This is a genomic window from Micromonospora sp. NPDC005215, assembly GCF_040607915.1.
In the GTDB taxonomy this organism is placed as follows: Bacteria; Actinomycetota; Actinomycetes; order Mycobacteriales; family Micromonosporaceae; genus Micromonospora.
In genome coordinates, this window is the sequence record NZ_JBEXHQ010000033.1 from 44,305 (window position 1) to 59,869 (window position 15,565).

At 68.1% G+C, this 15,565-nt stretch carries 9 protein-coding genes and 1 pseudogene; 4 read left to right on the forward strand and 6 right to left on the reverse strand.

Features of this window, described 5'->3' with window-relative positions; all coding sequences use genetic code 11:
* Nucleotides 1–377 precede the first annotated feature (377 nt).
* Nucleotides 378–1,415, forward strand: coding sequence for a LacI family DNA-binding transcriptional regulator (locus ABZU25_RS23180; RefSeq protein ID WP_355031457.1), 1,038 nt, complete (start codon nt 378–380; stop codon nt 1,413–1,415).
* Here ABZU25_RS23180 and ABZU25_RS23185 read toward each other — a convergent pair.
* The 4 genes from ABZU25_RS23185 to ABZU25_RS23200 form a co-directional block, all read right to left on the reverse strand.
* Nucleotides 1,402–3,114 carry a trehalase family glycosidase gene (locus ABZU25_RS23185; protein WP_355031458.1) on the reverse strand — a complete coding sequence of 571 codons (1,713 nt, stop codon included), beginning with the start codon at nt 3,112–3,114 and terminating at the stop codon, nt 1,402–1,404. The genes ABZU25_RS23180 and ABZU25_RS23185 overlap by 14 nt on opposite strands.
* A gap of 32 nt (nt 3,115–3,146) precedes the next feature.
* Nucleotides 3,147–3,971: a carbohydrate ABC transporter permease gene (locus ABZU25_RS23190; RefSeq protein ID WP_355031459.1), complete on the reverse strand. Its 825-nt coding sequence runs from the start codon at nt 3,969–3,971 to the stop codon at nt 3,147–3,149.
* The gene (locus ABZU25_RS23195) at nt 3,968–4,807 is read right to left on the reverse strand and encodes a sugar ABC transporter permease (RefSeq protein ID WP_355031460.1); all 840 of its coding nucleotides are present in this window, start codon (nt 4,805–4,807) and stop codon (nt 3,968–3,970) included. The genes ABZU25_RS23190 and ABZU25_RS23195 overlap by 4 nt, the downstream gene beginning before the upstream one ends.
* A gap of 150 nt (nt 4,808–4,957) precedes the next feature.
* Nucleotides 4,958–6,196, reverse strand: coding sequence for an extracellular solute-binding protein (locus ABZU25_RS23200; RefSeq protein ID WP_355031461.1), 1,239 nt, complete (start codon nt 6,194–6,196; stop codon nt 4,958–4,960).
* 298 nt (nt 6,197–6,494) lie between these two features.
* On the opposite strand from ABZU25_RS23200, the gene ABZU25_RS23205 reads away from it, so the two are divergent.
* Both ABZU25_RS23205 and ABZU25_RS23210 read left to right on the forward strand, forming a co-directional pair.
* On the forward strand, nt 6,495–8,330 hold the full coding sequence (locus ABZU25_RS23205) for an RICIN domain-containing protein (RefSeq protein WP_355031462.1): 1,836 nt from the start codon (nt 6,495–6,497) through the stop codon (nt 8,328–8,330).
* A gap of 182 nt (nt 8,331–8,512) precedes the next feature.
* Complete coding sequence (locus ABZU25_RS23210; RefSeq protein ID WP_355031463.1) at nt 8,513–10,117, forward strand: arabinofuranosidase catalytic domain-containing protein; 1,605 nt, start codon at nt 8,513–8,515, stop codon at nt 10,115–10,117.
* 161 nt (nt 10,118–10,278) lie between these two features.
* Here ABZU25_RS23210 and ABZU25_RS23215 read toward each other — a convergent pair.
* Nucleotides 10,279–11,187 (reverse strand): annotated as a pseudogene (locus ABZU25_RS23215) (cellulose binding domain-containing protein); the annotation flags it as partial.
* A 678-nt stretch (nt 11,188–11,865) separates the two neighbouring features.
* Between ABZU25_RS23215 and ABZU25_RS23220 the strand changes: the two are divergent.
* Nucleotides 11,866–13,335 carry an endo-1,4-beta-xylanase gene (locus ABZU25_RS23220; RefSeq protein ID WP_355031464.1) on the forward strand — a complete coding sequence of 490 codons (1,470 nt, stop codon included), beginning with the start codon at nt 11,866–11,868 and terminating at the stop codon, nt 13,333–13,335.
* Nucleotides 13,336–13,599: 264 nt separating this feature from the next.
* Here ABZU25_RS23220 and ABZU25_RS23225 read toward each other — a convergent pair whose 3' ends face one another.
* Entirely contained in the window at nt 13,600–15,375 is a 1,776-nt protein-coding gene (locus ABZU25_RS23225) for a family 43 glycosylhydrolase (RefSeq protein WP_355031465.1), read from the reverse strand.
* Nucleotides 15,376–15,565: the final 190 nt, after the last annotated feature.

The following is a 15,565-nucleotide window of genomic DNA, read 5'->3' on the forward strand; positions in this document are numbered from 1 at the left end:
TGACGGCTTGAGCTGCCGGACTGGCCTCTGGAGCGGCGCGGTTGGCGCCGTCGGCGGTGGCATGGCCGATGCGTACGGTCTCTGCGGAATGGACGGCCACGGGGCGGGATGACGCCTCTACCGGTCCTCAACAACATCACACGTCACACCTTTTTACATTAATGCGTGTCCATGCGTAGCGCCAGCTTTCGCCGGTTCGGCGACCACCGGGATCTCACATCGACAGGCATCGGGCTCACCGAGTGCCGGAATCGTGGGTTGTGCCAGTGCTGGCTGCGGAACTTCCTGACTCGGGCCCGAGATTCGGGACGGATATGCTCAGCAGCGAAAGACGGTGCGTCCCCGTGTCGGGGCAATAATCGATTCGAGGGCGCGGTATGAACATCGGGGAGATCGCCCGCCGGGCGGGAGTGTCCCGCAGCACCGTGTCCTACGTGCTGAGCGGGAAGCGGACCGTGTCGGAGACGACCCGGCAGCGGGTCCAGGCGGTCATCGACGAGCTGGACTACCGACCGAACGCCAGTGCCCGCGCGCTGAAGGAGGGGCGCACCCGCACCCTCGGCCTGGTGATTCCCCCGGCGAGCCAGCGGTTGACCGACATGCAGTTGGGTTTCGTCGCCAGCGTCGTCGAGGCGGCCGCGCGCCACGACCTCGATGTGCTGCTGTCCCCGTCCGGCGGTGACCATGACCGGTCGTTCGAGCGGATCGTCACCGGGCGTCGGGTGGACGGCGTGGTCCTGATGGAGATCCGCCTGGCGGACGACCGGGTGACCCGCCTGACCAGGGCCGGTCTGCCGTTCGTCACGATCGGGCGGATAGCCGAGCCACAGGACATGAGCTGGATCGACATCGACTACGCCGGGCTGATCGCCCGCTGCGTGCACCACCTGGCCGATCTGGGGCACCGACACGTGGCGCTGGTGAACCGTTCCGCCGAGTTGGTGGCCGCGGGTTACGGCCCCAGCCATCGGGCGCTGTCCGGCTTCCGGGCGGCGGCGGTGGAGCGGGGCCTGACCGGCGTGGAGGTCTGCTGCGGCGACGACACCGCCTCCGGCGAGGCGTGCGTGGAACAGTTGCTCGTGACCCATCCCGACGTCACGGCCATCGCCACCATCAACGAGGCCGCGCTGCCCGGAATGCAGCGCGCGCTGACCGGTGCCGGTCTGTCCGTGCCCCGCGACTTCTCCGTCACCGGTGTCGCCGCCCAGCACTGGGCGGAGGACTTCCGCCCGCCGTTGACCGCCGCGGACGTCCCGATGGTCGAGATGGGTGCCGAGGCCGTGTCGCTGCTGCTGGAGAGCATCGCCGCCCCCGGCGCTGTGCCACGCCACCGGCTGTACAGCCCGCCCATCTCGTTGCGCGCCAGCACCGGTCCGGTTCCGGCCCGGCGAGTGGACGCGGCTACCCCTTCGTGACCCGCCGTTCCTCCTGACCAGCGGCCAGAATGAGATAGCTGCTGGCGGTCCAGGTGTACGCGCGGTCCCGGAGCCCGGCCCCGGTCTCGGCGTCGAAGTTCTCCGCGAATCCGGACTTCTCACACAGCGCCAGGAATCGTCGGCTGATCTCGTCGGCGATCCTGGTCTGCCCGGCCCGGCGCAGGCCGTCCTCGACCAGGACGGTCGACGGTGCCCAGATCGGGCCACGCCAGTAGCCGTCGGCGAGATAGTGCGCCGAGTCGGTCGGCTCGGTGGCCAGCCCGTGGGTGGTCAGGTGGGTCTCGACGCCCCGGGTCAGCGCGGCGGCGACCGGAGCGGGCAGGTCGGCGCCGAGCGCGACGGGCATCAGATCGAGCAGGCTGCGACTCGCCCGCCGATGGCCGGTGTGCGGGTTGCGGGAGGTGAAGCGTTCGCCGTCCCACAGGTCCCGCAGCATGGCGGCATGGATCCGGTCGGCCTCGCGGGACCACTGCTCGGCGGGCTCACCCAGCTCGGTGGCGAGGTCGGCGAGGCAGCGCAGCTGGGACACCAGGAACGCGGCCAGGTCGGCCGTCTGGAGGACCCGGTCGACGTCGAAGGTGGTCGCGTTGTCCCAGCCGCTGTCGTTGCCATGCTGGTAGTGGGGCAGGTCGTGGCCGGGGGCCCGACGCGCGTCCAGCCAGAACCGGGTCCAGCGGGCCAGCCGGTCGTACGTCTGCGCCAGCGCCGCCCGGTCCGGTGGCTGGGGAAGACGTCGACGCAGGTGCCGCAGGGCCCAGCCGTGGATGGGAGGCTTGACGTAGTTGTGCAGGACTTCGGAGTGCGTGACCGAGTCGGGTAGGGCGCCGGCCTCGTCCTGGTGGTCGAAGGGCAGGTGGAACTGGTGCCAGGCCAGTTCCGGCTCGCCGGCGGCCAGGGCGATCGCGTTGAAGCAGTGGTCCCAGCTCCACACCTTGTCCATCCAGTGCTTGGACATCAGGACCGCGGGCCGGGTGACGAAGCCCGCCGGGGCGACGGTGGCGGACCACAGGACGTAGGCGGCGAGTTCGGCGGCCGGGGTCTCCGCACCGCGCCACGGTGCGACCGCGTCGACGAACGCGCTGAACTCGGCGGCCCGGTCGCGGCACAGTTGGTCGAAGGTGACGGACCCGGAGTACGGGCGGCGGGCGGTGGCGTACTCCTCGATCGCGATCTCCCACGGTTGGTCACCGGGAAGGTCCACGCAGCGGTCCGCGGTGCCGAGCGCCTCGACGCCGGCGGCCCGTTGGAGAGCGCCGGAGAGCAGGGTGATCCGGTAGCGGCGACCGGTCTCGTACGAGGTGAACACGTGGGATCCGTCGACCGGGTCGTGGTAGAGGTAGGTGCCGCTGAACGGGGTGAGGGTGGGCGCGGCCGCGGCCACCCGCAGGCCGAGCCGCCGGCCCCGGACCCGCAGGGTGTCCGGGCCGTCGTAGACGGCCTCGATCCGGTCGGCGCCGTTTCGCCAGGTCAGCAGCGCGGGTGTGGCGACGACTGTGGCATCGGCGGCCGCGGGGGAGAGCCGTAGTACGGGGTGTAGCCCGGTCTGGTGCGAGACCAGGTGCAGATCGTCGGCGTACGTCTTCTCGGCGACCACCGGGGAGATGTTGAACCAGGCTCCTCGGTAGCTGAACGGGATGTCCTGGACGGGGAACTCCGGACCGGACGGGGCGACGGTCATGGGTGGCGGGTGCCTTTCTGTGGTGCGGGTGGTCAGTCCTTGACGGCGCCGGCGGTCACGCCCATCGAGACGTAGCGCTGGGCCAGGATCAGCAGCACCGCGGCGGGGATGGAGGCGACGACAGCGGTGGCCATGATGGCGTTCCACTGCTGGTTGTTGTTGCCGATGTAGTGATAGATGCCGAGGGTGATGGGCTGCTGGTCGGCGCCGCCGGCGAGCGTCGAGGCGAAGATGAAGTCCGACCACGACCACAGGAACGCGAACAGCGACACCGTGACGATCGAGTTGCGACTGACCGGGAGCACTACCGACCAGAAGGTCCGCAGCCGACCAGCGCCGTCGACCACGGCGGCCTGGAGCAGCTCGTCGGGAATCCCGGACATGAAGGCCGTGAAGATCAGCACAGCGAACGGCACCGCCAGCGTCGAGTCGGCCAGGATCAGGCCGGGCAGCGTGTTCAGGACGCCGAGACTGAGATAGATGGCGTAGAAGCCCATCGCCATGATGATGCCCGGAATCATCTGCGCGATCAGCAGGACGAAACTCAGTGCCGTGCCGCCGGGCGGCCGCAGTTTCGCCAGCGCGTATCCGGCGGGGGCGGCCAGCGCCACGGTCAGCGCCACAGTGCCGAGACCGACCAGGAAGCTGGTGCCGAGGTACGGCAACTGTTGGTCGAGCACGGCCCGGTAGCCGTCCAGCGTGCCGTTGGTCGGGAACAGGTGTGGGGGATCGGCCCGCATGTCCTGGTCCCTGGTGAACGACACATTGATCATCCAGTAGACGGGGAAGAGCATCAGCCCGGTCAGCACCAGACCGACGACGGTCTTCCACCAGGCCCGAGGTGTGGAGGTGGTCATGGCAGGTTCTGCCTCCGCTGGATCCGGATGTAGACGAGCCCGGCGATCAGGGCCATCACGATGAGCAGGTTGCCGACGGCCGCACCCGGCCCGAACTCGGGCAGCAGGTTGCCGAAACCGAGTCGGTAGGACCAGGTCGCGAGCGTGGCGGAGGAGTTGGTCGGGCCACCCTTCGTCATGATCCAGATGATGTCGAAGACCTTCAGCGTGTAGATCAGCCCCAGCAGCAGCGTGATAGCGGAGACGGGGCGGAGCAGCGGGAAGGTGATCCCCCAGAACCGTTGCCAGCTCGATGCGCCGTCCAGCGCGGACGCCTCGTACATCTCGACCGGGATCGCCTGTAACCCGCTGTACAACACCACCAGGTTGAACGGGATGCCGATCCAGATGTTCGCGATGATCACCGAGGCGAGCGACCAGCCCGGCGAGGTGAGCCAGTTGACCTGGTCGATCCCGACGACACCGAGCGCCGCGTTGACCAGCCCGGAATCACTGTTGAGAAGCCACGACCAGGTCGAGGCCGAGACGATCAGTGGCAGCAGCCACGGTACGAGGATCAACGCCCGCAACGTGCGGGACAGGGGAAAATGCCTGTGGAAGAAGAGCGCCAGGGCCATGCCGATGGTGAACTGGAATACGAGCGACGCGGCAGTGAAGATCAGGGTGTGCGCCAGGGTGGACCCGAAGGCCGGATCGGTCAAAACCGTCCGGTAGTTGTCGAGGCCGGCGAAGGGCGCTCCGCCCTGCACGAACGAGCGGACGGTGTACTCGCGCAGGCTCAACTCGAGATTGCGGTAGAGCGGGTAGGCGTAGAAGGCCGCCAGGTAGAGGGTCACGGGTGCCAGGAAGCCCCACGCCAGCCATCGGTTGGGCCGGCGGGCGCGGGACGGGGGAGGACCGGGTGGGGCGGACTTCGCCGCCCCACCCTGATCCGGTACGGCTGTGGAGCTGTGTGTCGTGGGGAGCATGGTGTCGGTTCGGCGCGGTTACCTGGTCGCGGCCTGAGCGGCGGTCAGCGCCTCGCCTGGTGACTTCCCACCGCTGAGGGCCGCCTGCACCGCGGTCCACAGGGATTCCGAGATCTTCGGGTACTTCGTGCCGAGGTTGTCACCGGTGCGGCCCTTGGCTGCCCGGACCGCCTCCACCCAGACCTTGAGCTTGGGGTCGGCAGCGGCCTGTCGATCCTGCACGGCGGCGACGGGTGCCACGTAGGACAGCGTGGTGTCGGTGGTGAGCAGGTTGTCGGCGTTGGTGAGGCAGGCGACGATCTTCTGCGACGTCTCGTACCGGTCGGTCTTCTTCTGCACCGGGATGGAGACGAACTCACCGCCGGTGGGCGCCGGCGCCGGGCCGCCCGCGCTGGCCGGGATCGCGATGGTGCCGTAGGAGAAGCCGAGCTTCTCCGCGTTGGCCAGCTGCCAGGTGCCGTTCTCGGCGAACGCGTAGTCGCCGGTGGCGAACTCCTGCCAGCTCGTGGTCTGGGTGTTGTTGATTACCGAGTTCGGGGCGAGGCCCTGCTTGAGCCAGTCGGTCCAGAGCGTCAACGCGGACACCGCCTGCGGCGAGTCCAGGCTGGTCAGTTGGGCTCCCGAGCCCCAGAACCAGGGCAGGAACTGGAAGCTGCCCTCCTCGGTGCCGATCGCGGAGAAGGTGATGCCCTTCTTCCCCTTGGCCTTGACCGTGGTCAGTGCCGTGGTCAGCGACGGCCAGTCCTTGATCGAGGCCGGATCGACGCCAGCGGCGGTCAGCAGGTCCTTGTTGTAGTAGAGGGCGAGGGTGTTCGCCCCGATCGGCACCCCGTACGTCTTGCCCGCGCTCTGACCGGCGCCGAGCAGGTTCGTGGCCATGGCCGAGACGTCGAGCTTGTTGTCGTCGGTGGTGGTGAGCGCGCCAGCCTCGGCCAGTGTCGAGATGACCGGGTTGTCCACGATCAGCACGTCCGGTGAGTTGCTCTGCTGGGCGGCGAGCAGGGCCTTGTTGGTCAGGTCGGTGGTGTCGTAGCCGGTCCGTTCGACAGTCGTTGCCCCCGCCGAGGTGCCGCACTTCTTGAGCAGTGCGACCCACTCGGAGTCGGCGGCGAACTGCGGATACGGGTCCCAGACGAGGTAGGCGCCGCCATCGCTGGACCCGTCGCCGGAGGACGACGAGCAGGCGCTGCCGGTCACTGCGGCAAGTGCTATCACGGCGACGGCGGCCAGGCGCCGTCGACGACTGAGTCCTGTCATGTGTTGCCTCACTTCAGTCGATCGTCAGGTGGGTGTGCGGGTTGACCGTCGCGGGCCGGACGGCGTCCGACCATGAGGCGAACCGATTCGACAAATCGGTTCGCACGAAGATAGGTCCGTCGCTGCCGGCTGGTCAAGGGATGATCGGGCGTTCTGAAGGTTGCGCTGTGAAACGCCACCTTCACCGCGTCGTCACTTCATTGACATGGTTCAGTTCCTGGTCCTACGATCCGTGCGAATCGATTCGCAAGCGCAGCCCTCCGGAGAGCGTCCCCCGCGCCCCACCAAGGAGCCGCCCGTGAAAACCCCGTCCCCCGGCAGGTCAGGACGAGCCCGCGCGCTCGTCGCTCGACTCGTGGTTGGCCTGCTCGCCGCCACCGCCGCCGTAACCGTCGCCGCGTCCCCGGCCCAGGCCGCCGACGAGTCGATCACCGTCAACTTCGCCACGGACAACGGCACGCCGACCTACCGCGCGTCCGGCTGGATCTACGGCATGACCGAGAACGCCAGCGGTCCGGCCGACCACTTCTACCGGGACGTCAAGTTCCAGTTCATGCGCGCCGGTGGAGCACAGCTCCCGGGCAGCGGTTGGGTCGGCGGCACGTACGACCGCCGATGGAACTCCACACTCGCCCAGGCACGTCGGACCACCGCCCTCGGCGGGAAGTTCATCATCCTGCCGCATGACCTGTGGGGTGCCGACGGCGCCGGAATCTCGCGCTTCCCCGGCGACAACGGCAACTGGACCGACTACGACAACTTCCTGACCCGGCTCATCAACGACGTCCGGGCGTCCGGGCTCAACGTGCAGTGGGACATCTGGAACGAACCCAACATCACCATCTTCTGGAACCGCCCGATCTCCCAGTACCTCGAACTGTGGCGCCGCACCTACCAGCGCCTCCGGGTGGAGTTCCCCAACCAGCTCATCGTCGGGCCGAGCTGTGCCTGCGTCCCGTCGACCAACCACGCCTTCTGGAACCAGTACCTGGACTTCGTCCGCTCGACCAACACGGTGCCGGACATCATCAGCTGGCACTCGCTGCCGGGCGACCCGGTCGCCAACGTCGCCGCCGCCAACGCCACCCTCGACCCCCGCGGGATCGCCCACCCGCGGCCCTACCAGATCAACGAGTACGGCTCGCCCGACGAGCAGAACCCGGCCGACGGCGCCTGGTACATCGCGCGGCTGGAGCGGGCCCGGGCCGACGGCCTGCGGGCGAACTGGGCCAGTGGGGGCAGCCTGCACAACGACCTCGGCAACCTGTTGATCCGCAACTCGGCCGGGCAGCACCAGCCCAAGGGTGAGTGGTGGAACTACCGCTTCTACGCCTCCCAGACCGGACAGATCGTCGGGGTCACCCCCAGCCAGTCGTACGACGCGTTCGCCACGAAGACGACAGGCACGGCGAAGGTCCTCATCGGCGGTGGTCGTACCACCGGGAATCTGACGGTCAACCTGCAACGCCTGGACACCACGAGCGGCATCGTGGAGAACAACCAGGTCCGGGTGCTCACCCAACGCATCCCGCACAACGGCGGCGGCGCCGTGCCGGGGCCGATCACGGTCTCGAACAGCGTGGTCGGCGTGTCAAACAACAACGCCACGGTGACCGTGCCGTACACCAACCAGACCGACACCTACGCCGTCACCCTGCTGCCCCCGTCGGATGGTGGCTTCCAGTCGGTGGCGGTGGCCCAGCACTCTCAGCAGTGCCTCAACAACGCCGGCCTGAGCACCGCCGACGGCAACGGTCAACAGCAGAACTACTGCGACGGCGGCGACCAGCAGCTCTGGAACTTCCGCCCGGTCGCGGGTGTGGCCAACACGTACACAGTGGTCAACCAGCAGAGCGGCAAGTGCCTCGACGTCAGCGGGACGTCCACCGCCGACGGCGCTGCCGTCAACCAGTGGACCTGCCTGAACAGCTCGAACCAGCAGTTCACCCTCCGCAAGGTGACCTACTCGGGCAACGACTCGCACGACTACCAGCTGGTTGCCCGACACAGCGGCAAGTGTGTCGATGTCAACGGCGTCTCCACGGCGGCTGGCGCAACTGTTCTCCAATGGACCTGCAAGGCGGTCAACCAGGGCAGCTCGTTGAACCAGACCTGGCGGCTCCTGGGGCGGTAGTCGTCCCGGGGGCAGGTGACGCGCTGACCGTCCGCCTAACGGTCAGCGCGTCACCGGGCACCGCATTCATTGACATAAATGAAACAAAGGTCATACGATTCGCTGCGATTCGCCATCGCCACCACCCGCCCGTGGCGCGTCGACGATCCCCCCGCGCATCCACGACTCCGAGGAGCGACCTCGTGCGAACCCCGTCCCGCAGTGGGCCAGGAACAGCCCGCGACCTCATCCCAAGACGCCAACGCGTCCGACGTTTGACCCTCCTGGCTGGCGCACTGGCCGGGGTGCTCGTCGTCGTCGGCATCGGCGTCGGCACCACCCCCGCCAGCTCGCCCTTCGCCGCCGAGGCCGCCGCGGCGGCCACCATCGAGCCGGGGCAGAGCACCCGGATCGTCGGCACGCCGTCCGGTCGCTGCCTGGAGGTGCCCAACTCCAGCACGACGAACGGCACCCAGACGCAACTCTGGGACTGCAACGGCGCCTCCGGCCAGACCTGGACCTGGACGTCGAGCAAGCAACTCCAGGTGTACGGCAGCAAGTGCCTGGACGCCTCCGGCCGGGGCACCGCGAACGGCACCCAGGTGATCATCTGGGACTGCAACGGTCAGAACAACCAGCAGTGGAACGTCAACAGCAACGGCACCATCACCAGCGTGCAGTCCGGGCTCTGCGTCGACGCCAACGGCGCCGCCACCGCGAACGGCACCAAGGTCATCCTCTGGGCCTGCAACGGTGGCGCCAACCAACAGTGGGCCTCGCCGAACACGCCGCCCACCACCGCACCGCCGACCACCGCACCGCCGACCAGTCCGCCGCCGGGCGGTGCGCGCCCGTGCGACATCTACGCCTCCGGCGGCACTCCGTGCATCGCGGCGCACAGCACGACGCGGGCGCTCTACGCGGCGTACACCGGCAACCTCTACCAGGTCCGGCGCTCGTCGGACAACACGACCCGCAACATCGGGCTGTCCGGCGCGGGCGGCACCGCCGTCGCGGCGACGCAGGACTCCTTCTGCACCGGCACCACCTGCGTGATCACTGTCGTGTTCGACCAGTCCGGGCGCGGGAACGACCTCTGGTACCAGGGGTCGAGCGTGGTTCCGGGCAGCCCGCAGAGCCGGCCGGCGGTCGCGACGACCGAGTCGCTGTCCGTGGGTGGGGCCAAGGCGTACTCGCTCTACATCAACCCGGGCAACAGCTACTGGCGCGACGGGCACCTCACCGGGGTGCCGACCGGCGCCGCTCCCGAGGGCATGTACATGGTGACCAGTGGCACCCACGTCAACAGCGGCTGCTGCTTCGACTACGGCAACAGCGAGACGACGCGCAAGGCCGACGCCGCGGGGGCGATGGACGCCATCAACTTCGGCAAGCAGTGCTGGTTCGGCGGCTGCTCGGGCAGCGGACCCTGGGTGCAGGCAGACCTCGAGTGGGGTCTCTTCCCCGGCGGCAGCCAGAGCTGGAACCCGAACCAGCGTGCCTTCACCAGCAAGTTCGTGACCGCGACCCTCAAGAACAACGGCACGAGCCGCTTCGCCATCAAGGGCAGCGACGCCCAGTCCGGCAGCCTCTACACGCTGTACGACGGCTCGCTCCCGCCGGGATACAGCCCGATGAAGAAGCAGGGCGCGATCATCCTGGGCAGTGGTGGTGACTGCTGCAAGCCCGACGGCGGCGCGAACCTGAGCGCCGGCACGTTCTACGAGGGGGCCATGGTCGCCGGCTACCCGTCCGACGCGATCGAGAGCGCCGTGCAGGCCAACGTCGTGACCGCCGGCTACCGCTGACCCCGGCACCGACGTCAGAACGACGGGTGCGCCGGTCACCACTCCGGTGGTGACCGGCGCAGGCTCTCGCCTCGACGCCCGCTGGCTCAGGCCGGCGGTCACGGCCGGCGACGCTCCGGGGAGGTACGGGTGGCATGCCCTCCCCGGAGCGCCGCACGGTGTCAGGCCACCGAGCAGGACGCCCCGTTGAGGGTGAACGAGTTCGGCTTGGCGGCGTTACCGGTGTGCGTGGCCTGGAAGCCGACGGTCACTGATCCGTTTGTGGGTATGCCGGCGTTGTAGGCGACGTTCCTGGCCGTCACCTGCCCCGAGTTCGGTGAGTAGGAGGCGTTCCAGCCCGAGGTGATGGTCTGGCCCCCGGGCAGGGTGAACACCAGGGACCAGCCGTTGACGGCACTGGTGCCGGTGTTGGTGACTGTGATGTTCTCGGTCAGCCCGTTGTTCCACGCGTTGACGGCGACGGTCACCCGGCAGGCACCGGAGTTCGGCGGCGGCGTGGTCGGGTTGGGCGGGTTGGACAGGCCGAAGAACTGGATGGCGGACGCGGCCATGCCGCTGGCGGGCAGACTGTGCCCGGCGCCCTCGATGCTGTACGCCTCGACCTGAACGGTGCCGCTGCTGTCGGCGTACCTGCGCCGGTTCCAGTTCGGCTGCGGAGTGTCGGTGGAGGTGGGTGTCTGGCTCAGCCCGAACACGTTCGTCCACTGCTCGATCGACTCCTGCAACAGCGAGTACGGCACGAGGGTGTCGTTGGTGCCGTGCCACAACTGGATGCGCGGGCGGGGCCCGGAGTAACCGGGGTACGCCTGGCGGACCGCGTCGCCCCACTGTTGCGGCGTACGGTTCATGTTTCCGCCGGTGCACTGGCTGCTGGTGGGTGGGTAGTCGGCCGCGTTGGCGAAGCAGTTGAACGGCACCCCCATGAACGCGGCGCCGGCCTTGAACACGTCGGGATAGAGGGCCAGCATGTGGTTGGTCATCATGCCGCCGGACGAACTGCCGGTGGCGTAGACCCGGTCCGGGTCGGCGGCGTACTGCTGTTGCACGTGACGGACCATTGAGACGATCGACTGCGAGCTGCCCGGCATCGAGGCCCACACCACCGCCGACGTCCTGACCGGAGTACGCCCCGCCGTGAACCCGGCAGAACCGGCCGACGGCGGATCCGCTGGTTGCGGATCCGCGGCCCTGTGAGCGATAACAGAGCCATCGTGATCGGCGCGTGCACGAGGTGCGGTCGGCGCGGCTGACTCCCACCAGGGCAGCGCGTCGGGACGACGGTGACGAGGCAGGCTTCGGCGGAACCTGAGGTCGACAGCATCGATCCGGGCTTATGTTACGTCTTGACGAACGGCATGTTATCGCTCACCCTCGATATCGAGGAGGCAGCACCTGTGGCTCACCGGGCGAGCCGCTGTCGGACCTCACGATCGCGACGTTCCGCAGGGCATGCGGACGTCGATCACGCACCCTCGGCAGCGGCGTCAGCCTGCCGGACGACAGGTGTCGGTACAGGCCGGCGCAGGATGCCCATCCCGGTTCCTCGCCACAGGAGGATCATGACTTCGCTTTCGGCGCGGGCTCACCCGTCCCCGACCGGGTCGCTCATCGACACGGTCGACAGTGACAGCACCGCTGCCAACCAGCGCTGAGCGCGTCGTGATCCACGCCAGCGTTCCCGGACCGACTCTGGCAAAACAGTGGCACGTCCCCCACCACCGTTGCGACCACCACCGAAAAGGAACGACATGAAACCCAAGAGAACTCTGCTGGCGGCGGCGACCCTCGCCGTCGCCCTCACCGCGGGCATGACGGCGGTGCTCGCCCCCACGGCCAGCGGCGCCGGCACGACTCTGAAGGCGGCAGCCGCCGAGAAGGGCCGTTACTTCGGTGCGGCCGTCGCGACGAACAAGCTCTCCGACAACGCGTACGTGACGATCCTGAACCGCGAGTTCAACAGCGTCGTGCCCGAGAACGACATGAAGTGGAGCTCGACCGAGCCGCAGCAGGGCACCTTCACCTACTCCGGTGGTGACCGCCTGGTCAGCCACGCGCAGGCCAACGGCATGAGCGTCCGGGGTCACACGCTCCTGTGGCACGCGCAGCAGCCGGGTTGGGCGCAGGGCATGTCCGGTACCGCGTTGCGCAACGCCGCGATCAACCATGTCACGCAGGTCGCCACCCACTTCCGCGGCAAGATCTACGCGTGGGACGTGGTGAACGAGGCGTTCGCCGACGGTGGCGGCGGCGGGCGGCGTGACTCGAACCTGCAGCGCACCGGTAACGACTGGATCGAGGCGGCGTTCCGGGCGGCGCGGGCGGCGGATCCGGGTGCGAAGTTGTGTTACAACGACTACAACACCGATGGCGTGAACGCGAAGTCGACCGGGATCTACAACATGGTGCGGGACTTCAAGTCCCGTGGTGTGCCGATCGACTGCGTGGGTTTCCAGTCGCACCTGGGCACCTCGTTGGCCAGTGACTACCAGGCCAATCTGCAGCGTTTCGCCGATCTCGGCGTGGACGTGCAGATCACCGAGCTGGACGTGATGACCGGCGGCAACCAGGCCAACATCTACGCCGGGGTCACCCGTGCCTGCCTGGCCGTCTCGCGCTGCACCGGCATCACCACCTGGGGCGTGCGGGACTGCGACTCGTGGCGCGGGTCGGACAACGCTCTGCTCTTCGAGTGCAGCGGCACCAAGAAGGCGGCGTACACCAGCGTCCTGAACGCCCTCAACGCCGGCTCGACCACGCCCACCACGCCCCCGCCGAGCAGCGGGGTCGACACCAGCGCCTGGTACGTGTTGCTGAACCGGAACAGCGGTAAGGCGCTGGACCTGTACGCCTCGGCCACCACCGACGGCGCCCGGATCAGTCAGTGGTCGCGGAACAACGGCACGAACCAGCAGTGGCAGTTCGTGGACTCGGGGGGCGGCTACTACCGGCTGAAGTCCCGCGTCTCCGGCAAGGTGTTGGACGTCTACAACCGCTCCACCGCCGACGGTGCCGCCATCGTGCAGTGGAGCGACGGCAACGGCACGAACCAGCAGTTCCGGCTCGCCGAGTCGGCCGATGGTTACCTGCGGGTGATCAACCGCAACAGCGGCAAGGCCGTCGAGGTGCAGGGCTCGTCCACCGCTGACGGCGGAAACATCGTCCAGTACAGCGACTGGGGCGGCACCAACCAACAGTGGCAACTGGTCCGCATCGGCTAGCGCCCGGCATGATCTAGACGAGAGGTCCGCACTCGGGACGGGGCTGCGGACGCGGCGATGGGCGCTCGCCATCCGCTGTGGCTGCCAACCATCTCGATGTGCTGGTGGGCGGTATACCTCAGAGGTATGAATATGACTCTGAGGTATACCGCCCTCTACCGCATCCGCCCCCACGCGGGTGACTGACGGTCACCGCCGGCCGCCGGCGTCCAGCTGGAAACCGTAGCGGCCCGCCCCATCCATCGGGGCGGGCCGCTACGACCGTCAGGTGGCTGTACAGCTCAGGTTGGTGGGCGGCTGGCTGCCGCCGCTGAGGTAGCCCACGGTGGTGGATGCTCCGGCCGCGAGCTGCCCGTTGTAGCTGGCGTTTGTCACTGTCACCTGGCTGCCCTGTTGGCTGTAGCTACCGTTCCAGACCTGGGACACCGTCTGCCCGTCGGGGAAGGTGGCGGTCACCCGCCAGCCGGTGACCGGGACGGATCCGGCATTGGTGATGGTGAACCTGCCCTCGAAACCGCCCTGCCAGGAGTTGACCACCGCGCTGGCGACCCCACAGGACTGTCCGCCCGGGAGCGTTGGCGTGGGCGTGGGCGTGGGTGTCGGCGTCGGGGTGGGCGTCGGCGTGGGTGTCGGGCTGGGCGTGGGCGTCGGATCGACGCCGGTGCCGCTGAACTGCCACCAGTTGATGTTGAGCAGGGTGCCGGTGCCGCCGGTGAAGCGGAGATACAGATCGTGGGTGCCGGTGGCGCCGTTGACCGCGCAGGTGGTGCTGGTCCAGGCCTGCCAACCGCCGGTGCCCGCGACGGTGCAGGTTCCGACGACCGGGCCGCTGGCGCTGTCGAGGCGTACCTCGATGCGCCCACCACTGGTGCCCGAGGCGACCCGGGCCGTGAACGACGACGCGCCCGCGCCGAACGCGGCGCCCTTGACCTTGACGTAGTCGCCGTTCTCGATCCAACCGACGTTCATACCGCCCTCGCTGGAGACCTCCGTCTCGACACCCGAACCCCACGCGATCGTCTCGGCCTCCTGCCGCACGTACGGATTCAGCGTGCCCACCTGCGGCACCCCCGCGGAACTCATCGTGATCGTCGGGAACGTGCCGTTGGAGTTGTACGAGAACTTCTCCACCGCCACCGACCGGGTGTAACCACTACCACCGGGCAACGCCCCGTTGTGATAGAAGAAATACGACCCACCACCGAAGTCCACGACCCCGGCGTGATTGGTGAAACTAGCCCCCTGCCGCGGCATGATCGTCCCCCGGTACGTCCACGGCCCCGTCGGACCAGACGCCGTCGAGTACGCGATGAACTCCGAACAACACTCCGCCGCGAACACGTTGTAATACAACCCGTTGCGCTTGAACACCCACGGCCCCTCCTCATACAGGGTCGGCCGACTCGCGTTACCACTACGCGCACCGAACCCCGCCGTGGTCAACGCGATCCGCGTCGCGCTCCCCGAGTAGGAAACCATGTCCGCGTTCAACCGCACATACCACAGACCCGGATTACCCCAGTACAGATACGCCTGCCCGTCATCATCGACGAACACCGTCGGATCGATCTCGTTGTTCCCGACCAACGGCCGACCGATCGCATCCCGAAACGGACCAGTCGGGGAATCCGCCACCCCCACCCCAATGACCATCTGCCCGTTCGAGCGCTGCCGCACCGGCACGTACCAGTAGAACTTCCCGTTGCGCGCCACGACCTGACCAGCCCACGCGTTGGCATCCGCCCACGCGAACGTCGCCAGACTCATCGGCGAACCATGATCAGTCCAATTCACCATGTCCGCCGACGACCACACCCGCCAGTCCCTCATCGTGAAATACGTCGAGCCATCCTCATCATGACCCGTGTACAGATACACCCGACCGTTGTACACCAACGGCGCCGGATCAGCCGTATAGATATGCTGAACAATAGGATTGTCCGCCTTCGCGGCACTGACGGGGACCAGCGCGAGGACGCAGACGAGGCTGGCCAGCCAGGCGATGGCGCGCCTGGCCCGGCGATTGGTCCGGGTTGTCATTCGAGCATTCACCTTCACGATTACTCCCACCGAGAGTGTGCCGTGCGTGGAGTCTGAGTCGACGGGCCACCGCTACCGGGTTGCCGTCGAGAAGGGCTTCACCGTGCGCGTACGAAGCGGCACAGGCGGCAACCGTGTTAGCGCTAACAGATCTTTGTCGACACCTCCCCTGCGCTGATGACCTGGACTT